Here is a 25,862-nt window from a genome sequence, read left to right as displayed (position 1 = left end):
CAGAGGTACGGATTATGCGCGAAGGATTGGAGAAACTACTGGCCGCAGGCAAGGATAATGCCTTGCTGCGCTTTGGCTTGGGCAATGCGTGTATGGGCGAGGGTGATTTGGAAGCCGCTCGTGAACATTTGTCCAAAGCGGTGGAAATGAATCCGCGTTACACCGCAGCCTGGAAGCTATTGGGCCGGGTGCTGGTGAATCTGCAGCAATTCAAACAGGCCAGGGAAATTCTGGAGCAGGGTTTGGTGATTGCTCAGGAACAGGGCGATAAGCAGGCTGAGAAAGAAATGCAGGTGTTTTTGAAACGGGCCGTAAAGGCTTTGGAGCAGGCAGCCGAATAAACATTACGAATGGGCGACGGATCTTTTCTTGCGATGCGGGTATCAGTGCATTCCCTAAGTGTGACAGCGTTATAAATGGGGCACAATACGTTTCATGCAGGTGAGGAGACATAGCCCGCGAAGCTGGGCAACAAAGACCGGAATAAAACGGTCACTATTATAAAAGCAATAGGCAGTACAACATAACAACAACAAAAAAAAGGCCAGCGAAAGCTGGCCTTTTTTACGTCTGTACTCAATAAAGAAAATCAAACACCGGGTTCAGACATGGCTTGCAGCACCAGTTTGACGGCACCTTGCCCACCTTCATTGGGCGCGCATTCCATATAGGCCAGAACGCTGGGCAACTGGGTTAGCCAGCGACGCACGGCATGACGCAAAACGGGTTCGCCATTGCGTGAGCCGTAGCCCGTGCCATGGACAATTCGTACACAGCGCACACCGTGTTCCAGACAGGAACGTAGAAAGTTGTCCAGTCGCTCTCGGGCCTGCTCCAGATCGGAGCCATGCAAGTCCAGGCTGGACTCAATCGGCCAACGGTTGCGCTCCAGGTCGCGCAAGACATCGGGGCCACAGCCAGCACGCAAATGTCGTAGATCGTTGCTCTCGCCTTGCACGCTGACATATTGGTCAGAGGCCTGGGGCAGGGCAGGTGTGTTGACGGGCGCACCTACCGCGTGGCGACGACGTTGCTCCAACTGTTCCGGGCTGGCCGCAGGGCGGCTCATAAGCATGCTTTGACCGCGTTTTTTCAAGGGAGCGACGTCACGCATGGACTGGCGTAGCCAGGCCCTGTCGCTGGGGTCCAATAAAGAAATGGGGTCTTGGGCTGCTGCGGCGCTGCTGGCAGGAGCCGGCTTGGCCGGCTTGCCACCGGGATCCGGTGGACGGGGACGCTTGCGAGCTTGAGGACGAGCGGGGGCCGGGGGCGGGTTGAGATCCTGGCGGACCTGACCTTGCAACTTCTTCAGGTCTGCCAGGCTGCGGCCTACGGCTTTGGGCTTATTTGTTTTCATCCAACCAGCGCTGTGCATCCAAGGCGGCCATGCAACCGCTGGCTGCACTGGTAATGGCCTGACGATAGATATTGTCTTGCACGTCACCTGCGGCAAACACACCGGGAACGGAGGTCATGGTTGCCATGCCTTTCAGGCCGCTACGAGTGGTGATGTAGCCATCGTGCATATCCAGTTTGCCTTCGAAGATCCCGGTGTTGGGTTTATGGCCGATGGCGATAAAAGCGCCGGTCACGGCCAGATCTTCAGTGGCTTGGGTTTGCTTGTTGATAATGCGCACACCGGTCACGCCAGAAGCATCGCCCAGCACTTCTTGCAATTCGCTGTGCAGTTTCAGGCGGATATTGCCGTTCTGGACGCGATCCATCAGTTTGTCGGTGAGGATGGGCTCGGAGCGGAAAGTGTCGCGACGGTGAATCAGTGTCACGGTTTTGCAAATATTGGACAGGTACAGGGCTTCTTCTACGGCGGTATTGCCACCACCGACGACCACCACGTCTTGATTCTTGTAGAAGAAACCGTCACATGTTGCACAACCGGAGACGCCACGGCCCATGAACTCCTGTTCCGATGGCAAGCCCAGGTATTGCGCCGACGCACCTGTTGCAATAATCAGCGAATCGCAGGTGTAGACTGTGCCACTATCCCCATTCAAGGTCAGCGGGCGGGTGGACAGGTCAACCGAGGACACCATGTCAAAGATTAATTCTGTTTCGAATCGTTCCGCATGCGCCTGGAAACGTGCCATAAGATCAGGTCCCTGGACGCCTTGGGCATCGGCTGGCCAGTTATCTACATCCGTGGTGGTCATCAGTTGGCCACCTTGCTCCATGCCGGTGACCAAGACAGGGTTGAGGTTGGCGCGGGCTGCGTAGATCGCTGCGGTATAGCCGGCCGGGCCTGAGCCCAGAATGAGTACTTTTGCGTGCTTAGTAGTCGACATCACAGAAAATCCGAAAAAGACGATCTCCAATTATAATGAGTCCATGGCAAGAATACCTGCAACATCCCCTCGTTCGTCCCGGTCATCCAAAAATGTGCGTAATGGGCCTTCCGCCCTGCAACAGCGCCTGACAGGACTGCTGCGCGAAGCACGGTGGATTATCTTCGCTGCGCTGGCAGCCTGGCTCGGTCTGGTACTGGCGACCTGGGATCCGGGCGACCCTGGCTGGTCGCATTCCGTGCATTCGGGTCTGACTCAAAATGGCGGGGGCATTTTTGGTGCCCATATCGCCGATTTCCTCTTGTACCTATTTGGCCTGACAGCCTGGCTCTGGGTGGTGCTGCTGGTACAGCGCGTGGCTGTGGGCTTTTATCGTCTGACCGCTTTACTCTTGCCCGGCACCAAGAGCGAGGACGTCTTGCCGCGGGTGCATTGGGAAATTGGCATCGGCTTTTTCTTTTTGTTTCTGGGCAGTATGGGCCTGGAGTCGCTGTTCTTTAAAGATCTGGGGCAGCAATGGCAGCTTCCGGCGGGGGCTGGTGGGCAGTTAGGCCAATTGTTTTCGCAACTATTGGTAACGTCGATAGGCTTTGGCGGTGCCACTTTAGTGCTGATGGGCCTGCTCGCCGGTGGGGCCAGCTTGTTCTTCGGTTTTTCCTGGCTGACGCTGGCTGAACGACTGGGCGGATTGATCGAAGGGGCGATTCGTCGTGTGATGACCTTGTGGTCGGCCCGTCAGGATCGCCGGGTAGGCGAGGTCAAACGTGCCGAGCGTACGGAAAGCGTGGTGGCCAAGCAGGAGCAGTTGGTACACGAACAGCCTGTTCGTATCGAACCTGCTTTTGTGGCCGTGCCCAAATCCGAGCGCGTCGAGAAAGAAAAGCAGCAGACCTTGTTCAAGGTGCCTCGTCAGGCTGGCGAAGCGGGCGATTTGCCTCCGCTGTCTTTGCTGGACCCGGCTACAGACAATGTAGAGACCGTGTCGCAGGAAACGATAGAATTCACCTCGCGCCTGATTGAAAAGAAATTGTCCGACTTCGGTGTCGCGGTAACGGTGGTGGCGGCTCAGGCTGGCCCCGTGATTACCCGTTACGAGATCGAGCCTGCCACGGGTGTGAAGGGTAGCCAGATCGTGAATCTGGCTAAAGACCTGGCCCGTGCCTTGAGTCTGGTCAGCATTCGGGTGGTGGAAACCATTCCCGGCAAAAACCTGATGGGTCTGGAGCTACCCAATCCCCGCCGCCAAATGGTGCGTCTGGAGGAAATCGTCGGCTCGCAAACTTATCACAGCAGTGCTTCTTTGCTGACCATGGCTTTGGGCAAGGATATTGCTGGTAAGCCCGTGGTAGCGGATTTGGCCAAGATGCCTCACCTGCTGGTAGCCGGTACCACGGGCTCCGGTAAGTCGGTGGGTATCAACGCCATGATTCTGTCGCTGCTGTACAAGGCAGACCCGGCCGATGTGCGCCTGATCCTGATTGACCCCAAGATGCTGGAGATGAGTGTCTATGAAGGCATTCCTCATTTGCTGGCACCGGTGGTCACGGATATGCGATTGGCGTCCAACGCCTTGAACTGGTGTGTGGCGGAAATGGAAAAACGCTACCGCTTGATGAGCAAGCTGGGCGTGCGCAATCTGGCCGGTTACAACGCCAAAATACGCGAAGCGCAAAAGCGTGAAGAGCCTATCCCTAATCCTTTCTCTTTGACGCCGGATGCTCCCGAGCCGTTGTCCGTGTTGCCCATGATCGTCGTCATTATCGACGAGCTGGCTGACCTGATGATGGTGCAGGGCAAGAAGATCGAAGAGTTGATTGCTCGTTTGGCCCAGAAGGCCCGTGCCGCTGGCATCCACCTGATTCTGGCCACGCAGCGCCCGAGTGTGGATGTGATTACGGGTCTGATCAAAGCGAACATTCCTACCCGTATTGCTTTCCAGGTGTCCTCCAAGATCGACTCGCGCACCATTCTGGATCAGATGGGGGCGGAAACCTTGCTGGGCATGGGTGATATGCTCTACCTCCCCCCTGGTACAGGCTTGCCTAAACGAGTACACGGCGCATTTGTCAGCGATGAGGAAGTTCACCGTGTTGTCGAGCACTTGAAAGAACATGGCGAGCCCGATTACATCGAGGGCCTGCTGGAAGGTGCTGTCGAAGGCGAATCGGGTGAGGGAGTCAACCCGGTGACGGGTATGGCGGATGCAGAAGCCGACCCGCTGTATGACCAGGCCGTTCAAGTCATTATCAAAAATCGCCGCGCTTCGATTTCCTCGGTGCAGCGTCATTTGCGTATCGGTTATAACCGAGCCGCCCGACTGTTGGAACAAATGGAGCAGGCAGGCTTGGTGTCGGCCATGCAGCCCAACGGTAACCGCGAAATTCTGGTCCCCGCAGGAGGTGCCAAAGATGAAGATTAAGACACTGTTGGCCAGCATGCTGCTGGCCGCTACACCTGCCTTGACCATGGCCGCGTCGGCCAGCGAGCAATTGCGCTCTTTTGTGCAAGATGTGCATGCCGCAAAAGGCGAATTTTCCCAGCGCACAGTCGATAGCAATGGCCAGTCCAAAGGTGCGCCGCAGTCCGGGCAATTCGTGTTTCAGCGCCCCGGCCAGTTCAAATGGCATGTGCAACGCCCTTATGAGCAGTTGATCGTGTCTGACGGCAAGCTGCTCTATCAATACGACCCGGATCTGGCCCAAGTTACCGAGCGTGGTGTGGACCAGTCCATTGGCGCCTCGCCTGCCGCAATCTTGTTTGGCACCGGCAATCTGGAAGATTCCTTCCGTCTGGTCGAACAAGATGCGCGGGATGGGCTGGAGTGGATCCGAGCCACGCCTTTGCAAAGCGATGCTGGCTTTTCCTACGTAGACATCGGCTTCAAGGATCGTGAGCCACGTCGTCTGGAATTGCAGGACTCGTTCGGGCAAACCACGTATATCGACTTCACCGGCTTGGAACCGAACCCTCGGATTACCTTGGGTACCTTCACGTTCAAGGCTCCTGCCGGAGTGGATGTCGTTTCCATGCCTTGATGCACATTCTGTTTTTGTGCAGCTATCGTCAGAGGCAGCGCTTAGCTGGCTCTGACAAAACAAGTTTTCAATACAGACCTGGTCCGCTTTGACCAGGTCTTGCCATTTTAGGAAGGGCGATCGCCATGCGTGATTTGTTCGCTCAGGAACCCGCCGCACCCTTAGCCGAAGCGCTGCGCCCCAAAACCCTCGATCAGGTGGTGGGCCAGTCTCACCTGTTGGGCGAGGGCAAGCCACTACGTTTGGCTTTTCAGTCCGGGAAACCACACTCCATGATTTTCTGGGGGCCTCCCGGTGTGGGTAAAACCACGCTGGCGCGTTTGACGGCCAGTGCATTCGAGTGCGAGTTCATCGCCTTGTCCGCCGTCTTTTCAGGCGTAAAAGACATTCGTGCGGCCATGGAGCAGGCCCAGCAGAATCTGGCCATGGGCAAGCACACCATCCTGTTCGTGGACGAGATACATCGCTTCAACAAATCTCAGCAGGACGCGCTTCTCCCTTATGCCGAAAGTGGCTTGGTGACCTTTATTGGCGCCACTACAGAAAATCCATCGTTCGAGGTCAATTCGGCTTTGCTGTCGCGGGCGCAGGTCTATGTGCTCAAGTCTTTGACGGATGATGAACTCAAGCTGCTGCTGCGCCGCGTACAGGAGCAAAATGCGCTGGATGGTCTGGCGTTCGACGATCAAGCCGTTGATACCTTGATCGGCTATGCCGACGGTGATGCCCGGCGTTTCTTGAACCTGCTGGAGCAGACTAATACGGCCGCCAAGACCTCCGGCACCGAGCGGGTCACAACGGACTTTCTGCAAAACGCGCTGACCTTGAACTCTCGGCGTTTTGACAAGGGGGGCGACAATTTCTACGACCAGATTTCTGCTTTGCATAAATCGGTGCGTGGTTCCAACCCGGATGCCGCCTTGTATTGGCTGACCCGGATGCTGGATGGTGGGGCAGATGCCCGTTATTTGTCGCGCCGCATCATCCGCATGGCTTGGGAGGATATCGGTCTGGCCGATCCGCGCGCCATGCAAATTGCCAATGATGCCGCCTTGACCTTTGAGCGCCTAGGCAGCCCTGAAGGAGAACTGGCGCTGGGGCAGGCCGTGATTTATCTGGCTATCGCCGCCAAGAGCAATGCCGGTTATATGGCATACAACCAGGCCCGCGCCTTTGTGAAGCAGGATAAAAGCCGTGAAGTGCCCGTGCATTTGCGCAACGCCCCGACCAAGCTGATGAAAGAGCTGGGCCACGGTCATGCGTATCGCTATGCTCATGACGAGCCCAATGCTTACGCGGCGGGTGAGACTTACTTGCCGGAGGGTATTCCCGATCCGCATTGGTATCAGCCCGTGCCCCGTGGTCTGGAAATCAAGATTGCTGAAAAAATGGAGCGCCTGCGTCAGCTGGACGAGCAGGCCGGTAAAAAAGATACCTAAGACAGGACAGGCGCTTGCTTGACCTGCCACCTCCGTATTTCCCGATATCCCGCTACGGCTTGCGCTGTGCTGCGCTTGTGGTGGCTTGTGGTTAAAATCACCAGATCAATCGGGATTGAACCATCACCTATATGGCTATTAAATGTTAGATCTGAACCAATTACGCAAAGACTTGGAGCCGCTGGTACAGGGCTTGGCGAAACGTGGCGTGCAATTTGACACCGAGCGTTTCCAGCAGCTGGAAGCCCGCCGCAAAGCGGTACAGGTGGAAACCGAAACCCTGCAGGCCGAGCGCAATGCACTGGCCAAACGCATTGGCCAGCTCAAGTCCAAGGGCGAAGACGCCAGCGAGGCATTGGCTCAATCCCAGCAAATCCCGGTGCGCCTGAAGCAGTTGGAGCAGGACCTGTCCCAAGTACAGGCCGAACTGTCCTCCTGGTTTGCCACGATACCTAACCTGCCGCACGACAGCGTTCCGGTGGGCGAGTCCGAAGAAGACAACGTAGAAGTACGCCGCTGGATTCCCGGTCCTAAAGATGATCAGGGCAAACCTGCACATATCACTTTTGCGCCGCGTGATCACGTGGACCTGGGCGAACAATTTGGCCTGGATTTTGAAGCCGCCCGTAAGTTGGCTGGTGCCCGTTTCATGGTTCTGCGTGGCCCTCTGGCCCGTTTGCACCGTGCTCTGGCTCAGTTCATGTTGGATACTCAAGTGGAAGAGCACGGCTACACCGAGTGCTACACCCCTTACATCGTGAACGCGTCTACCTTGTACGGCACAGGCCAACTGCCCAAGTTCAAGGACGATATGTTCTGGGTTACCAAAGGTGGTCAGGACAACGAGCCAGCCGATCCGGCCGAATCCAAGCCTGAAGACCTGTACCTGATCTCCACCTCCGAAATCAGCTTGACGGGCATGGTGCGCGACGAGATTCTGGCTGGTGATGCGTTGCCTATGCGTCTGACTGCTCACTCGCCTTGTTTCCGTTCGGAAGCCGGTAGCGGTGGTCGTGATACCCGTGGCGTCATTCGTCAGCACCAGTTCGACAAAGTGGAAATGGTGCAGATCGTTCACCCCGAACAATCCTACGAAGCGTTGGAGTCCATGGTCGGCCATGCCGAGCATGTTCTACAAGCTCTGGAACTGCCATACCGTGTGGTGCAGCTGTGTACCGGCGATATGGGTTTTTCTGCCGCCAAAACCTACGATCTGGAAGTGTGGCTGCCAGCACAAGACACGTTCCGCGAGATTTCCTCGGTCTCGAACTGCGAGGCTTTCCAGGCCCGTCGCCTGCAAGCCCGTTTCCGTGCCGACAGCAAGGCTCGACCCGAGTTTGTGCATACATTGAACGGCTCTGGTCTGGCTGTAGGCCGTGCTTTGGTAGCCGTCCTGGAAAATCACCAGCAAGAAGATGGCAGCGTCATTGTGCCCAAGGTTCTGCGTCCTTATATGGGCGGTCTGGAACGCCTGGTGCCTGCGCAGTAAAAGCACCTGCCTGAATCGCAAAAGGGCTGATGACCTTCATGGTCCTCAGCCCTTTTTTATTCCTGGTTCCGTCGTGAAGGATTAGTCATCATCCCAGTCGCGTTCCTGGTGCTTGCGCCAGCGCTTGTGTGCGCGTCGCTGCTCCTTGCGCCATTCCTTGTTGGAGCGGCCATATTCCACGTAGCCGGGACGATAGACATAGCGGGGAGGGTGGTAAACCACCGGCGGTGGAGCGACATAAACCGGGCGTTCCACAACATGAGCGGGCGGGTAGTAGATCGGTCCGTAACCGATACCGGGAATACCGACATTGATGTCCACACTCACACCACCTGCAAAGGCTGTGTGGGTGCCCAAGACCATCAAGCCAGCTAATAGTAGCTTTTTCATATGCTGCACCTCTCGTGACTCTAGCTGCAGCGATTGTTGCTTGAAATCGGTGTCCCAAACGTTAGGCAATCCTGGCAAAGCACTTCCAAACGCAACATGGCTCGTATGAGCTATGCGGCAGGTTTACCTTTCTTAACACATGTTTCCCCTGCCCGACAGGACAGGGGAGGTGCATGAGCGGATTCAGAAGGTGTGGCGTTCAACCTGACGATGGCGGATGGGGCGACGATTGTAATTCGCATGCAATTGTCGACCGTGTACGGAATCCATTTGCTTGTTCAGGTGTGGGGTACGGCGTGGGTTGCGTTGCGCAGGCTCTGTGCGCGGCTTGGAGCTGACCTCCAGAAACCAGAGACAGAGAGAAGCCCAGAAAAAGAGTGACAGGATATTGACCAGCCCACCTCGCAGCGAGGCGTAACCTGTCGCATCCGAGGCCCGAATATTGAGCAGGTCTGCTAAGGCTGGAATAGAACCCAAGGTTTCGATGATCAGGCTACCCGGTATCCGGAATCCCCAGCGCATAGTCTGAAGGATCTCATTCAGGCTATATATACCGTCGCCATTCGCGTCAATAATCCATTGGAAGGTTTGCATGACAACTCCTTTTATCAAGTCCAGCGCGTGGCACTGGAATTCCAAGGGCTGCCCCCAAAAGGCAGGGCTGTGATGCATCAATGTCTGTTTTCACTATAGGCTCACCCCATGCGCCGGACAAGCCAGGAAGGCCGAAATACAGGGTAAACCCTTGATTATTCAGCCTTCTTTTTTTGGGGTTAATATCCGCTACGCATGAAGCTGCCACCCGATAAATCTTCAGCGAAGTATTCAGTACGCAGGCCCGTTACGTTGCCGACCGGGTTGACCGTGAAATCCAGATACGAGACTGAGCCCTCGACGGCGTTTTCACCCAGCAGACTGAAAACGAAGCGAGAGCCGTCCCAGTGGCGTAGCTTGTAGGACGATTGGCCTTGTTTGCCCAGACTGAGTGTCAGCGTACCGTTGGCGAGGGTGATGGACGCCTGACCGTAGTAATCGTTGTCGTACGTGCCAGTGTAGCGCTCCAGCGGTAAGGGCTGGACAGGTGTGACAGGGGGTGTTTGGCCCGCCAATGAGCCGAAAGGTTGGAACATTTCCTGCTGGAATTGATCATGAAGGACGGTGTACCAGTCTTGTGAGGTGGAGCCGTTACGCACCAGCTCGATAAAGGAAATTGCACTGGCCTCGGCGACGCCGCTGGGGGCTGCATTTGTAAGTACTACAATGCCAAGTGCAGAATCGGGCCAGTGCATGAAAACGGTAGAGGCGCCCAGTAGAAAAGCTCCCGAGTGTGAGTTCAGTCGCTGGCCATAGGGATCATTACCGACATTAAAGCCAAAGCCGTATTGGTGGCCGGGCGGAGACTGGCGCACCAGTGCGGGTTCCAGAGCAGCCGGTGCGAATAGTTTGCGACCTTCGGCACTGGTACCCATGCCTTGCAATAGGGCCAGCCAGCGCGCCATATCGCGTGCGCTAGAACTGACGCCACCAGCGGGGGATTGTGCATCGGGCTGGCGTTGATATAAAGCCTGGTAGCGCCCGTCTTGCCAACTATGTCCTATGGCACGGTTATCCTGGGCGATGAAGTCGGCAAAGCGCGAGCTGCTGCGGCTCATTCCTAAAGGTTGGTATAGCTCACGCTCCGAAAGTGTGGTCCATTCGGTGCCTGCGGCGTTGGCAACGGCCTGAGCCGCCGCAGTCAGACCAAAGTTGGTGTAGGCGTAGTGGCTACCCAGTTGTTTGACAGGCACATACCGCAGGTGGTGCAAAATTGTCTCGCGGTCATAGCCCAGATCTTCCAACTGGTCCCCTGCGTGGTCGGGCAAGCCTGATCGATGGGCGTAAAGATCACCGACGCTAGGTTGGGCGCCACCGCCGGCAAGCAGAAAGTCCGGTAGCTGTGTGGCTACGGGAGTGTCCCAGGTGATGACGCCTGCATCCACTTGCGTGGCAACAACGGTGGCGCCCACAGATTTGGAGACTGAGGCAAGCTGGAACACAGTGTCTGGCGTGATAGGCTCGGGTTTGCCTGTTTCGCGCACACCAAAGCCTTGGGCATAACGCAGCTCTCCATTCCAGACAACGGCCACGGCAACGCCAGGCACGCCAGAGCGCTCCATCAATTGTGGCACCAGGGTTTGCAGGCCTTGTAGGCCGCGCTCAAGCTGTGTCTCAGTCAGGTCGTTGGAAGGTGCATGATCATAGTTGCCGCTGCAAGCGGCTAGCAGCAGGCTGGTGGTACTGAGCAGTGGAATCAGCAGGCGTTGTGGTGAGAGCAGGGAAATAGGCATGATGAAAGACCTGGTGAGGAGGGCTGGTTTATGTGGCTCCACGCATGTCTGCGTCAGTCAGATGGGCAAACATGAAAATGTGCGTTGCAGCGTTTGTTAAAGCTGGGCTGGTCAATGCAGCGGCAGCGCCAGGATGAGGAGCCCAAGTGACGCTGAGGTGTTTGTTCGGGTCGTGCCGCATACTGGCTTGCTGTCAGTGTGTTCAGGTTTTGTGACCGCAAGGCGATATGGCTCAGCTTCTGTGATGCTAGAGAGCTTGATTTCGCTTGTCTATCGCTGATAACACCGGTTGATGTCACTCGTCCTCAGTCCAAGCGGGTCCCCCTCGTTGGTATAGCCGTCAGCGAGTTCTCCAGACCTATCTGGTAGGGCGTTTTCGCCTTTCATTTTTAATGCTTGTCATAGCTGGTTATTTCATCTATATTTATGGGCTTGCTTGTAACCATATAAGCAATCGCGGACAGGTGGCAGAGTGGTCGAATGTACCTGACTCGAAATCAGGCGTACGTGCAAGCGTACCGTGGGTTCGAATCCCACCCTGTCCGCCACCTAAGATTTTAAAAGCCCTTGATTATTCAAGGGCTTTTTTGTTTTCTGCCGGTCTGAATATCCTGTTCTTTGTGCTTGGTTTGTTTGCCGTTTTGTCACATGAGCACGTTAAGGTAAAAGTGTCGGTGGCAGCCGATGTCCGGGAAATTCACCCGTCACATTTTGCATGGCCGACTTTTTTCCAGCGTAGGCAGAAGATATATAGGGCAATGCGCTAACACCGGGTCCGATGGTGTTTGACTTTGCTCTGGAGGCCTTGAGGATTCCGGACAAAAGGATCCCATTGCATTTCCCGGCAGTGGGGGCGGCGAGTACACTTGAGGTTTCAGTTCTCTGTTGTCAATACTCACGAGGTATCTATGCTGAAAGGTAAAAAAGCAGTTGTAACAGGATCGACCAGCGGTATCGGTCTGGCCATGGCCACCGAATTGGCAAAAGCCGGTGCAGATGTGGTGATCAATGGTTTTGGTCAGCCTGAAGATATCGAGCGCGAGCGCAGCACGCTGGAGTCCACGTTTGGTGTCAAAGCCTATTATCTGAATGCAGATCTGAGCGACGCACAGGCCACGCGTGACTTTATTGCCAAGGCGGCAGAGGCCTTGGGCGGTCTGGATATTCTGGTCAATAACGCTGGTATTCAGTACACCGCGCCTATCGAAGAATTCCCGGTGGATAAATGGAATGCCATCATTGCCTTGAACCTGTCGGCTGTGTTTCACGGTACGGCAGCAGCCTTGCCCATCATGCAAAAGCAGGGTTGGGGGCGCATTATCAATATCGCCTCGGCACACGGTCTGGTGGCATCGGTAAATAAATCGGCTTATGTGGCTGCCAAGCACGGTGTAGTGGGTCTGACCAAGGTGACGGCGCTGGAAAATGCTGGCAAGGGTATTACTTGCAACGCAATCTGCCCGGGCTGGGTACGTACGCCCTTGGTAGAAAAACAGATTGAAGCGATCAGCCAGCAAAAAGGCATTGATATTGAAGCCGCCGCTCGCGAGCTGCTGGCTGAGAAACAACCTTCCCTGCAGTTTGTCACCCCCGAGCAATTGGGCGGTGCCGCTGTGTTCCTGTCGTCTCCCGCTGCGGATCAAATGACGGGTACGACGCTAAGCCTGGATGGTGGCTGGACGGCTCGCTAATTGTTGTCAAAGCGTATTGTGTGGATAACAGATAAAGGGCGTGGCCCTTTATCTGTTTGTATAGAAAGGATATAGGCGCATGTTGTTATTGCTCTCGCCAGCAAAAAAGCTGGATTACGACTCCCCTGTACGCACGGAGCTGGCGACCCAGCCTCTGTTTGTGGAGCAGGCGCAAGGCTTGATTGATATTTTGCGCACTCAGTCCGAAGAGGATGTCGCTGGTTTGATGAAGCTAAGTGACGATCTGGCTCGTTTGAATGTTCAGCGCTACCAGGAGTGGGAGCCCAAGTTTGACCGCTCCAACGCCCGTCAGGCCATTCTGGCTTTCAATGGTGATGTGTACGAAGGTATGGCTGCGACAGACTTGTCGGACAAGGAACTGCAGTGGGCGCAGGATCATATTGTGATTCTCAGTGGCTTGTACGGCGTATTGCGTCCCTTGGACTTGATGCGCCCTTATCGTCTGGAAATGGGGACTCGCTTGAAGAACCCCGGTGGTGCGAATCTGTACGCGTACTGGGGCAGCCGCATTGCTAACTATCTGAACGAACGTCAGGACGGGGAAACCAAGCCCGTCGTTTTGAACCTTGCCTCCGAAGAGTATTTCAAGGCGGTGGATCAGAAAGCCCTGCGTGCTCGTGTGGTGCAGTGTGTATTCCAGGACGAGAAAAACGGTGTCTGGAAGATCATCAGCTTTTACGCCAAGAAAGCCCGTGGTTTGATGGCACGCTTTGTTATCGATAAGCGTGTTCAAACGGTGGAAGGTTTGAAAGCGTTTGATCGTGAAGGCTATATATTTCAGCCCGAGTTGTCCAGCGAGGATAAGCTGGTGTTTCGTCGCTCCGAACAGGACGCCAAGGCTGGATAAGCATTTAGCTTTATTACTTTCGTAGTAGGGGCAGATCTTTAGTTGCTCTGCAGTCTTGCTGGTATGAAGAGGAAAGGCAGGGCCATATATTGCGCCTTGCTTTTTTTTGGCCAGCGGCCTGAGGAAGGCTTGGTGCCCTATGCTCTTGTGCTTTGTGCTTTGTGCTTTGTGCTTTGTGCTTTGTGCTTTGTGCTTTTGTGCTTTTGTGTATTTGGCCCTGATAGCGAGTTCCCCATGTATACGGGATAGGGCCATCACGCCCCTTGCTGTTTCAATTCCTGCTTGCGCTCCGGTGGCAACTGCGGGCCAGTGCTGTATTCCAGACCTCTCATGTCCTGACGTATCAATTGGGCGGCCTTGCTCATTTGGCGGATAGGGTAGGCGAGCATGGCCAGTTCGCCTTCGGTTTCGATAGAGGCGGGCGGCTCTGCATCCTGATCGTTGATCAGTGCGCCAATCGCATCCAAAGAGTTTTGTATGCCCGGCGGGATCTGGCTCAAATTAGCCAGAAGTGGCGTGGCGGCGCTGATTTGCGAGGCCAGTACATGGTTTTGAATCAGCAGATTATTCAGTAGGGATACATTGGCTTGACGGCTGACAGGCTCATCCATCATGCGATAAAAGGCCGAGGCAAAATTGCTGAAGGCAATGTGTACGTTTTTGTTGGCCACTTGCCAAGCGGTATCGGCTTCCATCAAGTCTAGATCCACTTGTTCTTTCTGGGCTTCTGTCATCGTGGGCTGGCCATCCTGCCCGCTCTTGAGGCTCTGGTTGTGCAGACGACTCAAACGAGCGAATTCCAGACCGGCACGCCAGAATTCTTTGTTTGCGGCTAAGGCCGCGCGAGCCAGTCCTGTCATGGCGCTGGACTCCCAGTTGGGCAGTAAGTAGCTGGCTGCCATGGCGATACCGCAACCAATTAGCGTATCCACCAAACGTTCTCCAATAATGAAGGAGCCACCCGTGGACAGGAACTGGAAGGACAGGATCACAAAGATCGTGTTGAACAGAGCCGATAGCAGGAAGTTCAACTGGACCAGACTGTTGCCCAAGAGGTAGGCCAGTAACATGGCAATCAGATACAGCTCGCGGTTGTTGGTCAGCTTCAGAAGCAGGAAAGCGGCCGCACAGCCCAGCACCGTGCCAAAGAGACGCCAGCCATTGCGCTGGCGGGTAATGGCAAAGCCCGGTTTCATGATGACCAGAATCGTCAGGATGATCCAGTAGCTGTGGGCGGTCAGGGCACTGACCAGGCCCAATTCGCTTTGGAAGTGAGTGCTGAGTGCGCCGACACCCAGTGCCACCATGGAAGCAATACTGACCCGTGCCGCATAGCGAAAGTGCGAGGACTTCAGCTTGAAATTGCTGGTCAGCATGCCCAGCCGTAGCTCCTCGCGCGACAGCATTCGGCTTAGCGATTTATTCAGGTACTGATCAACTGGAAGATTCTGGCTGGCCCGGTGAGACAGGCTGGCCATATGCTCGACGATCCGGTTCAGGTTACGCAGGCGGCGTAACACCTGAACTAATAGTGCATACGTTTCCGGGTCTGATTGAGACATGCCCTGGCGCTTGTATTTCTCCAGCTCGTATTCCATGGCGCGGATCTCTGCTTTGACGCTGGAGCGACGAGTTGTGCGAGCACTGCGTGAAACATTCATGGCAATGCGGCCAATATCCAGCGACAGCTTGTGCAAGCCATCACGCGCAAAAATCATGAAATCGCTGTCGGAAAGCTGGCGGCGCAGGACGGTGTAGTCGGTATAGGTCGCGACCAGCGAGTCCAGAATGCTGACCATATTCAAGAAGATTGTCAGCAGCGCTTTGCGGTGATGATCGCCTCGTCCATAACCGCGTGGCAGTTCACGCAGCACCACATCGCGGGCGGCCTGGTGCTTTTCGGTCATATTGGATTGCAGATTGATCAGCCGTCGATAGCAGGCGTCCAGGTCCGAGGTGGAGTCATAGAACTGTGAGCGCGCTTCCATGTATTCCGCTGTGGCAAACAGGGCTACCGCCAGTGTCTGGCGCTCTTCCCGATACCAGAACAGGCGTCGGAACAGGGTGCTGAACAGGTAGTAGGACAGGCCACCGGCAAAGGAGTACAGCGTATGGGCCAGTACCTCGTGAGGCTGCATGGGAAAGCGCATTGTCAAGGTCATCAGCAGCAGGGCGGCAAAACCAATTAGCCCGCCACGACGGCCAAAGACGGAGAACATACTGTACAGAAAGCACAGAAAGGGGACGCACAGCACCAGGAGCAGGGGGGAGCTGGAGGCCAGACCCGTCAGGCCGACTGTGACCGTGCCCAGTGCAATGCCACCGAGCATTTCATTGTTGCGGTAGCGGCGCGGGCCGCCCGGCTGGTCAATGATGGCCACACAGGTGGCCCCCATGGAGGCAATGACGCCAATATCATAGTGACCGAAGAAACGGCCCAAAATAATGACCGGCAACAACACGCCGATGGACTGGCGCAGCCCACCGAAAAAATAGTGGCTATACAGGAATTGTTTTAATTGTGGGATGGGCGATGCCATAAAATACCCGGACAGCTCGTCATGGGTAGACAGTATATCGTTTTACGTATGTAAGCTTTAAGCCTGTTTTTTTGCACTTTACCAACAATCACAGTTGCTCGCTTTGTGCAGTCAAGGTAAAGTAACTAGGTGTTTTTGCTCCATATCCGAGCAAATTGTAGCGAGGCACTGTTAACCGGGCCATCCGCCCGGTTTTTTGCGCCTAAAAACTTTGTTGCTGGCCGCGTCACAAGCGTGGGATGCCAGGACTTCCGTTTCAAGCTAACGCATACGTTTTTGTGTGCACGCACTGGGTGTCGAAGAGTGCAGGCCGGACGGTAATGTGTCTGGGTGGTGTGGTCCTGTGGGCCATGAAGCGCCAGATCATGTTGCTGACATCGGTTCAAGCTCGGACCGTCGTGGTCGATCGATATTGCAGAGCAAGACTGAAAGGAAAACTCATGTCTGAATTAAATGGCGCAGATATTGTCGTGCGCACGCTCGCGGACGAAGGCGTGGAACACGTTTTCGGTTATCCGGGTGGTGCCGTTCTCTATATCTACGACGCAATCTTCAAGCAGGACCGCTTCCAGCACATTCTTGTGCGCCATGAACAGGCCGCTGTTCATGCTGCGGATGCTTATTCCCGTTCGTCTCAAAAAGTGGGCGTGGCACTGGTAACCAGTGGCCCGGGCGTCACCAATGCTGTCACCGGTATTGCAACCGCTTACCTGGACTCCATTCCGATGGTCATCATCAGTGGACAGGTCAGCACCCAGGCAATTGGTGAAGATGCTTTCCAGGAATGTGATGCCATCGGTATCACCCGTCCTTGCGTCAAGCACAACTTTTTGGTGCGCGATGTTCGTGATTTGGCCGATACCATTCGCAAGGCATTTTTCATTGCCACGACGGGCCGCCCTGGTCCTGTGCTGATTGATATCCCCAAAGATATTACGACCGCAACGTGTAAATACACGCCCAAGCGTGGCGAGGTCAAGATGCGCTCCTACGCGCCTGTGACCAAAGGCCACCAGGGGCAGATCAAGAAAGCCGTCCAGATTCTCAATAGCGCCGAGCGCCCACTGATTTACGTCGGTGGTGGCGTGGTGCTGGGTAATGCCGAAAACGAGCTCAATGAGCTGGTCAAGTTAAGCGGTGCTCCGTGCACGACTACCTTGATGGGGCTGGGCGCTTATCCAGGCACGGCCGACCAGTACATCGGCATGCCTGGCATGCACGGTACCTACGAAGCCAATATGACCATGCAGCATTGCGACGTTCTGGTCGCTGTCGGTGCACGGTTTGATGACCGCGTGATCGGCAATACCCGTCACTTTGGTCAGAATCCACGCAAGATCATTCATATTGATATTGATCCCTCCGTGATCTCCAAGCGCGTGAAAGTGGATGTGCCTATCGTAGGCTGTGTTAAAGACGTGCTGACCGAGCTCAACGAGCTGTATGCGCAAAGCCGTCAGGAAGCGCAGAACCCGCCTTCCTTGAACGACTGGTGGAAACAGATCAATGTCTGGCGTGGCAAGAACTCCTTGGCCTACGCCAAGTCGGACGAACTGATCAAGCCGCAATACGTGGTGGAATCCCTGTGGGAAGTGACAGGCGGCAACGCTTTCGTGACCTCCGACGTAGGACAGCATCAGATGTGGGCGGCTCAGTACTACAAATTCAATAAGCCCCGTCGCTGGATCAATTCCGGTGGCCTGGGCACGATGGGCGTAGGCTTGCCTTACGCAATGGGTGTGCAAATGGCCAACCCTGGCCAGGATGTTGCTGTCATCACGGGTGAAGGCTCTATCCAGATGAACATCCAGGAACTGTCTACCTGTAAACAGTACCGCTTGAGCCCCAAGGTTCTTTGCCTGAACAATCGTTATTTGGGCATGGTGCGCCAGTGGCAGCAAATCGACTACGGCTCGCGTTATTCCGAGTCCTATGTGGATGCACTGCCTGACTTTGTCAAACTGGTGGAAAGCTATGGTCACGTGGGTCTGGAGATCGACAAGCCAGCCGATGTGGTCCCCGCTATTCGCGAAGCCTTCACCACGCACAAAGACCGCCTGGTATTTCTGAACTTCATCACGGATCAAACCGAAAACGTGTTCCCGATGGTGAAAGCAGGCCGCGGCCTGACAGAAATGCTTTTGGGCCCGGACGATCTGTAAGGAGAGAACCATGAAACACGTCATTTCTATCCTTCTGGAAAACGAGCCCGGCGCACTGTCCCGTGTGGTCGGCCTGTTTTCGGCCCGTGGCTATAACATCGAGACCTTGACGGTTGCTCCAACCGAGGACGACACCCTGTCTCGCATGACGATCGTTACCCGAGGGGCGGACGACGTCATCGAGCAGATCACCAAGCACTTGAATCGTCTGGTTGACGTGGTCAAGGTGGTGGATCTGTCCGAAGGCCCTCACATCGAGCGTGAACTCATGCTGATCAAGGTGCGGGCAGTGGGCAAGGAACGTGAAGAGATGAAGCGTATGGCGGATATTTTCCGTGGTCGCATCATTGATGTTACGGACAAGACATACACCATCGAACTGACCGGTGTTCAAGACAAAATTGCTGCTTTCATCAATGCGCTGGATCGTACGGCCATTCTTGAAACAGTGCGCACCGGGGTCTCTGGTGTCAGCCGTGGCGAACGTGTCTTAAAGCTGTAAGCCAAGGCTTTTTCAGGACATAATTACCGCTTTTATTCAGGGGGCTGCTTCTCAAGGCGGCTCCTTGTAAAGGGTAAACACGGCCTGGTGCTGTGTAGACCGCGGTGGCCTGTTCTGGAAGTAATGAGTCAAGGTCTTTTTTGTGCCGCTGCTGCATGAGCGGCCATTCTCGAATTGCTGTTTAAGCGAAATTATTAAATTTGGAGCACCTGAAATGAAAGTTTTCTACGACAAGGATTGTGATCTTTCCCTGATCAAAGGCAAGACCGTTGCCATCATCGGTTACGGCTCGCAAGGCCACGCCCACGCCCTGAACCTGCACGAATCCGGCGTGAACGTGGTTGTCGGTCTGCGTAAAGGCGGCGCCTCCTGGAGCAAAGCCGAGAACGCTGGCCTGAAAGTTCAGGAAGTGGCTGAGGCCGTCAAGGGTGCTGATGTCGTCATGATCTTGTTGCCTGACGAAAACATTGCTGAGGTTTACCGCAACCAGGTTGCTGAAAACATCAAGCCCGGCGCTGCTCTGGCATTTGCTCACGGCTTTAACGTTCACTACGGCCAAGTTGTGCCACGTGACGATATCGACGTCATCATGATTGCTCCCAAGGCTCCAGGTCACACCGTTCGCGGTACTTACAGCCAAGGCGGCGGTGTTCCTCACCTGATCGCTGTGTACCAGGACAAGACCGGCGCTGCTCGCGACGTGGCTCTGTCTTACGCATCCGCTAACGGTGGTGGCCGTGCCGGTATCATCGAAACCAACTTCCGCGAAGAAACCGAAACCGACTTGTTCGGCGAACAGGCTGTTCTGTGCGGTGGTGCAGTTGAGCTGATCAAGGCTGGCTTCGACACGCTGGTTGACGCGGGTTACGCTCCTGAAATGGCTTACTTCGAGTGCTTGCACGAGCTCAAGCTGATCGTGGACTTGATCTACGAAGGCGGTATCGCCAACATGAACTACTCGATCTCCAACAACGCTGAATACGGCGAATACGAGACCGGTCCGAAGATTGTTACCGACGAAACCCGCAAAGCCATGCGTCAGTGCCTGGAAGACATCCAGACTGGTGTGTACGCCAAGAACTTCATCCTGGAAAACGCCGCTGGCGCTCCTACTCTGATCTCGCGTCGTCGTATCAACGCCGAATCGCAGATCGAGCAAGTGGGTAGCAAGCTGCGCTCCATGATGCCTTGGATTGCCGCTAACAAGCTGGTTGATAAGTCCAAGAACTAAGTTTGATATCGGGGCAGTTCCATAAGCTGTCCTGGTCTTGAACCTGAACCGGCTGACGTCTTGCGGCGTCAGCCGGTTTTTTATTGCTGCAAGAATTTGACCTTCAACGCAGCTTCTGCTTGGGCTAAAAGCAAGCGTGGAAGCGCCTTGTTCTCGTCTTATAGCCGTATTGGTGAGGGCGCGATAAAATGCAGTGCTTGATTGGTCTATCGTGCCCCTGTCGGGGTGGCGCGCAAGCGGGTTCAATAAAATCCATTATTTATCCGCGAACTCCCTGGCCGCAGGCCCCTTGGCCATTTCTGTTCGCTCTGGCTTATATTTGCTGGAATTATTCGCACTCTGTAGCTTTGTGGACAATGCTACATTTGAGTGTTCAGTCCTTAGCAACAACTCTTAAAGCATAAATTATGCCCAATTTGCTCAATGATGAAACACGTCGTCGGCGTAGCATCTATCTTCTGCCCAACGCATTTACGACCGCCAATCTGTTTGCGGGGTTTTATGCCGTTGTGCAGGCCATGAATGGCCGTTTTGAAGCGGCGGCCATCGCCATTTTCCTGGCGCTGGTATTTGATGGCATGGATGGGCGGGTCGCTCGTTTAACCAACACCCAGTCCGCCTTTGGCGAGCAGTACGACTCCATGGCTGACATGATTTCTTTTGGTGCGGCACCCGCGCTGGTCATGTATGTCTGGGCCATGCAGGGTTTGGGGCGCTGGGGGTGGTTGGCTGCCTTTATTTACGTGGCCGGTGGAGCATTGCGTCTGGCTCGTTTCAATACCAATATTGAAGTGGTCGACAAGCGCTTTTTCCAGGGCTTGCCAAGCCCGGCCGCTGCTGCGCTGGTGGCCGGCTTTGTTTGGCTGGCCGTGGACAACAAGCTGTCCTTGCAAGTGAACGTCATTCCCTGGGTTGCCTTTGGCTTGACCATTTATGCCGGTCTGGCCATGGTGTCTAATGCGCCTTTCTATAGTGGCAAGTCCTTTGCGGTCAGCCGTAGCGTACCGTTCTGGGCCATGCTGCTTTTTGTGCTGGTCTTTGTGTTTGTCTCTACTGATCCCCCTGTGTTCCTGTTTGGCTTGTTCTGCCTGTATGGTTTGTCGGGTTGGTTCGTTATGGCCTGGCGCTGGCGTCGGGCCCGAGCCTTGGCACGACTTCGGCGTGGAAACAACTAAAATACTCGGCTTGAGCGGGTTTTCAGGTCGAAATGCTTAACGCCTTCTCCAGTTTTTAGCTATAATCGTTTGCTTGCATCGGGCCCTGGTCTGGTGCGTTCAATTTCATTTTCAACACGTTAGGGCACCTCGGTCCTAACGCAAGTCTTAGAGGCTAAATAAAATGGCAGTTGCAGATATCAAAAAAGTCGATATCGTTTCCGAGTTTCAGCGTAAACAAGGCGATACAGGCTCCCCAGAAGTGCAAGTGGCTTTGCTGACCGCTCGCATCAACGAATTGACTGGCCACTTCAAGGCTCACAACAAAGATCACCACTCCCGTCGTGGTCTGTTGCGCATGGTTAGCCGTCGTCGCAAATTGCTGGATTACCTGAAAGGTCGTAATCCAGACGCTTACCGTGCTTTGATCGAAAAACTCGGTCTGCGTAAGTGATACCGGGGCTGGCTCCCCGCTAAACAACCGTGCATTCGGCGAACTGGTTTCGCTGTGTGCACGGTTTTTTTATTGTAAGGATTCTCCTAATGTTCAATAAAGTCACCAAGTCTTTCCAGTACGGCGAACATACCGTCGTTCTGGAAACCGGCGAAATCGCACGTCAGGCGTCAGGTGCCGTGCTGGTTTCGATTGAAGACACGGTTGTGTTGGCCACTGTTGTTGGCAAAAGTGAAGCGAAAGCAGGTCAGGATTTTTTCCCTCTGACCGTTGATTACGTCGAAAAAACCTACTCCGCTGGCAAGATCCCTGGTGGTTTCTTCAAGCGTGAAGGCCGTCAGTCCGAGCGCGAAATCCTGATCTCTCGCTTGATCGACCGCCCACTGCGCCCTCTGTTTCCTGAAGGCTTCTACAACGAAGTTCAGGTCATTATTCACACGGTATCGGTCAATCCCGAAATTGATCCTGATATCGCTGCCATGATTGGTGCCTCGGCTGCCCTGGCTATTTCCGGCATTCCTTTCAACGGTCCTGTGGGCGCTGCTCGCGTGGGTTACGTTGATGGCCAGTACGTGCTGAACCCATCCGCCACTCAGCTGAAATCCTCGGCTCTGGATCTGGTTGTGGCCGGTACCGAACAAGCTGTGCTGATGGTTGAGTCCGAAGCCAAGCAATTGTCTGAAGAGATCATGCTGGGTGGTGTGGTGTTTGCTCACGAGCAAATGCAAGCAGCCATCAACTGCATTCACGAACTAGTTGAAGAAGCTGGCAAGCCCGAGTGGGATTGGCAGCCTGCTGCTGTTAACGAAAGCCTGTTGGCTGCGGTAACCGCTGCCGCTGAAGAGGGCCTGACACAAGCCTACCAAACTCGCGAAAAACAGGCTCGTACCGAGCAAGTGCGCGCTGTTTACGCTCAAGTTAAAGAAACGGTCAAGGCTCAAGCTGAAGCCGCCGGTCAGGCCTTGCCTGATATGGTTGCCGTCGAAAACATGATGTTCGATCTGGAAAGCAAGATCGTGCGTTCGCGCATCTTGAGCGGTGAGTCCCGTATTGACGGTCGCGACACCCGTACCGTTCGTCCTATCAGCATCCGTCTGGGCGTTCTGCCCCGTGCTCACGGTAGCGCCTTGTTCACGCGTGGCGAAACTCAGGCATTGGTGGTGACCACCCTGGGTACTAAGCAAGACGAGCAGATCATTGATTCGATCATGGGTGAATACCGCGATCGCTTCATGATGCACTACAACATGCCTCCGTTCGCCACCGGCGAAGCTGGCCGTTTCGGCGCTCCCAAGCGTCGTGAAATCGGTCACGGTCGTCTGGCCAAGCGTGCTTTGACTCCCTTGCTGCCAGCCGCTGAAGATTTCCAGTACTCCATCCGCGTGGTGTCCGAGATCACTGAATCTAACGGTTCCTCCTCCATGGCATCCGTGTGTGGTGGCTCCCTGTCCATGATGGACGCTGGTGTGCCTGTGCAGGATCACGTGGCTGGTGTGGCTATGGGTCTGATCAAGGAAGGCAACAAGTTTGCTGTGCTGACCGACATTCTGGGTGACGAAGATCACCTGGGCGATATGGACTTCAAGGTTGCCGGTACCGAGAAAGGTATTACTGCTTTGCAGATGGACATCAAGATCCAGGGCATCACCAAGGAAATCATGCAGGTTGCATTGGCTCAGGCTCACGAAGGCCGTATGCACATCCTGGGCAAGATGAAAGAATCCATCGACGGTTCCCGTACCGAGATGTCCGAATTCGCCCCTCGCATGCTGACCGTGAAGATCAACCCCGAGAAGATTCGTGACGTGATTGGTAAGGGTGGTGCCACCATCCGTGCTCTGACCGAAGAAACCGGTACACAGATCGATATTTCGGATGACGGCACCATCACTATCGCCAGCGCCGATCTGGACAAGGCCCGCGAAGCCGAGCGTCGTATCAAAGAACTGACCGCCGAAGTTGAAGTGGGTCAGGAATACGAAGGCCCCGTGATGCGCTTGCTGGACTTTGGTGCGATTGTGCAAGTGCTGCCAGGCCGTGATGGCTTGCTGCATATCTCCGAGATTGCCAACTACCGTATCGCCAACATCAATGACGTGCTGAAAGTGGGTCAGGTTGTTAAGGTCAAGGTCATCGAAGCTGACGAGAAAGGTCGTCTGCGTCTGTCGATCAAGGCAATCGGCGGTATTGAAGCCCAAGGCGGCCCAGCCGCTCCTGCTGCTTCCTGATAGCGTTTGCAGTCTGCATGAAGAAAAACCCGCCGAAAGGCGGGTTTTTTGCGTTTGGCTGCTTTTTGGGAAAGGGGCTGCGTATTGGGTTGTGTCAGGAGCTGGAGGGTAATCTGTTGGTGCTGTACCTGTACCTGTACCTGTGCTTGTTATGCCAGTGGTTTCAGTCGTAGCCTTAGCCTTAGTCGTAGTCGTAGTCGTAGTCGTAGTCGTAGTCGTAGTCGTGGTTGTAGCTGTAGCTGTAGTTGTAGTTGTAGTTGTGGCTTTGCTTGTTGTTGGTTCGCTATTTCTGAGCTGTTTGCTTCTTGGGGCGGTTTCGGTCCAGTAGGGGCTGGAGAGGCTTTACGGAGCGGAGGGATAAACAGTCGGTCAGGTTCAGGTGGCGGTTGCAGGGCGATGGCTTGGATTGGTTTTCAGGCAGGACGCAAAAAAGCCCGCTTTGAAGCGAGCTTTTTTGATTGGTACTTATTTGTCACGAGCGAATAAAAACCGAGGTTTTTATGGTGGGCAAAGAGATCTGCCGGCTATCGTGAATATTTGGTGCATCCAGCCGGAATCGAACCGGCACGATCAAAGATCGAGGGATTTTAAGTCCCTTGCGTCTACCAATTCCGCCATGGATGCAGCGGGAGATGATGGCGGAAGCGGTGAGATTCGAACTCACGGATGGGTTACCCCATCGCCGGTTTTCAAGACCGGTCCATTCAACCGCTCTGGCACGCTTCCTATTCCTTGGGCTTTTTCCCGGCACGCTCTTCGTGTGAAAAGCACGACGGCCAGGAAAGCCTTAAAGTGTAACGTATAAATTTGCCAACGTCATGGAAATAATCTGTTTTCATGGCAGGAATAGGGGTGTTGATACCAGTGCCTGTGATAGATTGCAGCAAGTAAGGTGGCTTTTTGTTGTTTGTCTTTTGGCCGCGCTGGAAAAAATAGTCTAGAGATTAGGGAGTAGGTATGCGAGTTGTGGAGATTACCGAGTTTGGAAAGCCGGAAGTGTTGCGAGTGGGCGAGCGCCCCATGCCACAAACAGGTCCTGGTGAGGTGCTGGTCAAGGTGCTGGCGGCGGGCGTGAACCGTCCGGACGTCTTGCAACGAGCAGGCGCTTACCCGCCACCGGCTGGTGCCTCTGATATTCCTGGTCTGGAACTGGCCGGTGAAATCGTATCGGGCGATGTGCAGGGTAGTGAGTTCAAGATTGGTGATCAGGTCTGTGCGTTGGTTACTGGTGGTGGCTATGCCGAATATTGTGTGGTGCCAGTACAGCAGTGCTTGCCTATTCCTGCGGGTTTCAGCTTGCTTGAAGCGGCGGGCCTGCCAGAAACCTTCTTTACGGTCTGGAGCAATGTGTTTGAGCGTGGCCAATTGAGCAAGGGCGAAACCTTGCTGGTTCATGGTGGTGCCAGTGGCATTGGAACGACAGCCATTCAGTTGGCGGTGGCTTTGGGGCATACGGTGTATGCCACGGCTGGCAGCGACGAGCGCGTAGAGGCCATTAATCGTCTGGGCGGGATTGGTATCAACTACAAAACCGAGGTTTACGAAGACGTCATCAAGAGCAAAACAGGTGGTCGTGGCGTGGATGTGATTCTGGATATGGTTTCTGGTGATTACATCAACCGGGATTTGACGTGCCTGGCCGATGACGGCCGTATCGTCATTATTGCTTTGCTGGGTGGGGTGAAGGCCACGATTAATTGTGGTGAGATTCTGCGTCGTCGTCTGACTATTACCGGCTCAACCTTGCGCTCTCGTTCTGTAGAGTTCAAGGCGCAACTGGCTCAGGCGCTGAAAGCGCGAGTCTGGCCTTTGCTGGAAGCAGGGCAGGTTCGCCCCTTGATTCACGCCACTTTCCCTCTGGAAAAAGCCAGTGAAGCGCACGCCATGATGGAGGCGGGTGAGCAGGTGGGCAAGATCATTCTTGTTCCTTAAAAGCTGCAAGGGGTGGTGTGGCCGCCCCTTTTCTTATCGTGTTGAAATGAATTTTCTGCTAAATATGCGCGAAATGGATTCGCTCACGCTACAATAGTCGGTTAGCTGCGCCTTGATTGT

The 25,862-nt window shown here is 54.8% G+C and carries 20 protein-coding genes and 3 tRNA genes; 15 read left to right on the top strand and 8 right to left on the bottom strand.

The window, feature by feature from the left end; translation table 11 throughout:
• Positions 1-14 precede the first annotated feature (14 nt).
• Positions 15-341 carry a tetratricopeptide repeat protein gene (locus AC6I6N_RS07255; protein ID WP_094197377.1) on the top strand — a complete coding sequence of 109 codons (327 nt, stop codon included), beginning with the start codon at positions 15-17 and terminating at the stop codon, positions 339-341.
• Positions 342-589: 248 nt separating this feature from the next.
• On the opposite strand, the gene AC6I6N_RS07250 is transcribed toward AC6I6N_RS07255, so the two are convergent.
• The gene (locus tag AC6I6N_RS07250; RefSeq protein WP_497943343.1) at positions 590-1,357 is read right to left on the bottom strand and encodes a Smr/MutS family protein; all 768 of its coding nucleotides are present in this window, start codon (positions 1,355-1,357) and stop codon (positions 590-592) included.
• Positions 1,344-2,300 carry a thioredoxin-disulfide reductase gene (gene trxB, locus AC6I6N_RS07245; protein ID WP_094197375.1) on the bottom strand — a complete coding sequence of 319 codons (957 nt, stop codon included), beginning with the start codon at positions 2,298-2,300 and terminating at the stop codon, positions 1,344-1,346. The genes AC6I6N_RS07250 and trxB overlap by 14 nt, the downstream gene beginning before the upstream one ends.
• Before the next feature lie 43 nt (positions 2,301-2,343).
• Between trxB and AC6I6N_RS07240 the strand changes: the two genes are divergently transcribed.
• From AC6I6N_RS07240 to serS, 4 genes are all read left to right on the top strand, one after another.
• Positions 2,344-4,719, top strand: a complete 2,376-nt coding sequence (locus tag AC6I6N_RS07240; RefSeq protein ID WP_346548087.1) for a DNA translocase FtsK — start codon at positions 2,344-2,346, stop codon at positions 4,717-4,719.
• A complete protein-coding gene (gene lolA, locus AC6I6N_RS07235) occupies positions 4,709-5,335 on the top strand; it encodes an outer membrane lipoprotein chaperone LolA (protein WP_108727785.1) in 627 nt (208 codons plus the stop codon). Before AC6I6N_RS07240 ends, lolA begins: the two co-directional genes overlap by 11 nt.
• A 125-nt stretch (positions 5,336-5,460) precedes the next feature.
• A complete protein-coding gene (locus AC6I6N_RS07230; RefSeq protein WP_094197372.1) occupies positions 5,461-6,774 on the top strand; it encodes a replication-associated recombination protein A in 1,314 nt (437 codons plus the stop codon).
• Positions 6,775-6,916: 142 nt separating this feature from the next.
• A complete protein-coding gene (serS, locus tag AC6I6N_RS07225) occupies positions 6,917-8,263 on the top strand; it encodes a serine--tRNA ligase (protein ID WP_094197371.1) in 1,347 nt (448 codons plus the stop codon).
• Positions 8,264-8,344: 81 nt separating this feature from the next.
• Here the strand turns inward: serS and AC6I6N_RS07220 are convergent, their stop codons facing one another.
• The 3 genes from AC6I6N_RS07220 to AC6I6N_RS07210 all read right to left on the bottom strand — a co-directional run bounded on the left by AC6I6N_RS07220 (position 8,345) and on the right by AC6I6N_RS07210 (position 10,980).
• Positions 8,345-8,653, bottom strand: a complete 309-nt coding sequence (locus AC6I6N_RS07220; protein ID WP_094198403.1) for a hypothetical protein — start codon at positions 8,651-8,653, stop codon at positions 8,345-8,347.
• Positions 8,654-8,836: 183 nt separating this feature from the next.
• On the bottom strand, positions 8,837-9,247 hold the full coding sequence (locus AC6I6N_RS07215) for a hypothetical protein (RefSeq protein WP_094197370.1): 411 nt from the start codon (positions 9,245-9,247) through the stop codon (positions 8,837-8,839).
• Between the two features lie 179 nt (positions 9,248-9,426).
• Complete coding sequence (locus tag AC6I6N_RS07210) at positions 9,427-10,980, bottom strand: serine hydrolase (protein ID WP_497943342.1); 1,554 nt, start codon at positions 10,978-10,980, stop codon at positions 9,427-9,429.
• 458 nt (positions 10,981-11,438) lie between these two features.
• Between AC6I6N_RS07210 and AC6I6N_RS07205 the strand changes: the two genes are divergently transcribed.
• The 3 genes from AC6I6N_RS07205 to yaaA all read left to right on the top strand — a co-directional run bounded on the left by AC6I6N_RS07205 (position 11,439) and on the right by yaaA (position 13,539).
• Positions 11,439-11,528 (top strand) — tRNA-Ser (locus AC6I6N_RS07205).
• Between the two features lie 360 nt (positions 11,529-11,888).
• Positions 11,889-12,671 (top strand): 3-hydroxybutyrate dehydrogenase, encoded by a 783-nt coding sequence (locus AC6I6N_RS07200; protein WP_094197369.1) that lies wholly within the window; start codon positions 11,889-11,891, stop codon positions 12,669-12,671.
• 79 nt (positions 12,672-12,750) lie between these two features.
• The gene (gene yaaA / locus AC6I6N_RS07195) at positions 12,751-13,539 is read left to right on the top strand and encodes a peroxide stress protein YaaA (RefSeq protein ID WP_121739298.1); all 789 of its coding nucleotides are present in this window, start codon (positions 12,751-12,753) and stop codon (positions 13,537-13,539) included.
• Between the two features lie 254 nt (positions 13,540-13,793).
• Here the strand turns inward: yaaA and AC6I6N_RS07190 are convergent, their stop codons facing one another.
• Positions 13,794-16,079: an FUSC family protein gene (locus AC6I6N_RS07190; RefSeq protein ID WP_125277924.1), complete on the bottom strand. Its 2,286-nt coding sequence runs from the start codon at positions 16,077-16,079 to the stop codon at positions 13,794-13,796.
• Positions 16,080-16,519: 440 nt separating this feature from the next.
• Between AC6I6N_RS07190 and ilvB the strand changes: the two genes are divergently transcribed.
• The 6 genes from ilvB to pnp all read left to right on the top strand — a co-directional run bounded on the left by ilvB (position 16,520) and on the right by pnp (position 23,810).
• Positions 16,520-18,241, top strand: coding sequence for a biosynthetic-type acetolactate synthase large subunit (gene ilvB, locus AC6I6N_RS07185; protein ID WP_094197366.1), 1,722 nt, complete (start codon positions 16,520-16,522; stop codon positions 18,239-18,241).
• A gap of 10 nt (positions 18,242-18,251) precedes the next feature.
• On the top strand, positions 18,252-18,743 hold the full coding sequence (gene ilvN, locus AC6I6N_RS07180) for an acetolactate synthase small subunit (protein ID WP_003801075.1): 492 nt from the start codon (positions 18,252-18,254) through the stop codon (positions 18,741-18,743).
• A gap of 214 nt (positions 18,744-18,957) precedes the next feature.
• On the top strand, positions 18,958-19,974 hold the full coding sequence (ilvC, locus tag AC6I6N_RS07175) for a ketol-acid reductoisomerase (protein ID WP_094197365.1): 1,017 nt from the start codon (positions 18,958-18,960) through the stop codon (positions 19,972-19,974).
• 407 nt (positions 19,975-20,381) lie between these two features.
• A complete protein-coding gene (gene pssA / locus AC6I6N_RS07170) occupies positions 20,382-21,149 on the top strand; it encodes a CDP-diacylglycerol--serine O-phosphatidyltransferase (RefSeq protein ID WP_094197364.1) in 768 nt (255 codons plus the stop codon).
• A 163-nt stretch (positions 21,150-21,312) separates the two neighbouring features.
• Positions 21,313-21,582, top strand: a complete 270-nt coding sequence (rpsO, locus tag AC6I6N_RS07165; protein ID WP_003801068.1) for a 30S ribosomal protein S15 — start codon at positions 21,313-21,315, stop codon at positions 21,580-21,582.
• Between the two features lie 89 nt (positions 21,583-21,671).
• A complete protein-coding gene (gene pnp / locus AC6I6N_RS07160) occupies positions 21,672-23,810 on the top strand; it encodes a polyribonucleotide nucleotidyltransferase (protein WP_108727779.1) in 2,139 nt (712 codons plus the stop codon).
• 538 nt (positions 23,811-24,348) lie between these two features.
• Here pnp and AC6I6N_RS07155 read toward each other — a convergent pair.
• Positions 24,349-24,434 (bottom strand) — tRNA-Leu (locus tag AC6I6N_RS07155).
• 12 nt (positions 24,435-24,446) lie between these two features.
• A tRNA-Ser gene (locus AC6I6N_RS07150) sits at positions 24,447-24,536 on the bottom strand.
• A 231-nt stretch (positions 24,537-24,767) separates the two neighbouring features.
• On the opposite strand from AC6I6N_RS07150, the gene AC6I6N_RS07145 reads away from it, so the two are divergent.
• Complete coding sequence (locus tag AC6I6N_RS07145) at positions 24,768-25,742, top strand: NAD(P)H-quinone oxidoreductase (RefSeq protein WP_441383175.1); 975 nt, start codon at positions 24,768-24,770, stop codon at positions 25,740-25,742.
• Positions 25,743-25,862 lie beyond the last annotated feature (120 nt).

The sequence above is a fragment of the Alcaligenes sp. LTN-3 genome, assembly GCF_059735605.1.
The sequence above is the reverse complement of the archived record's forward strand: the minus strand, read 5'-3'. Positions and strand labels throughout refer to the sequence as shown.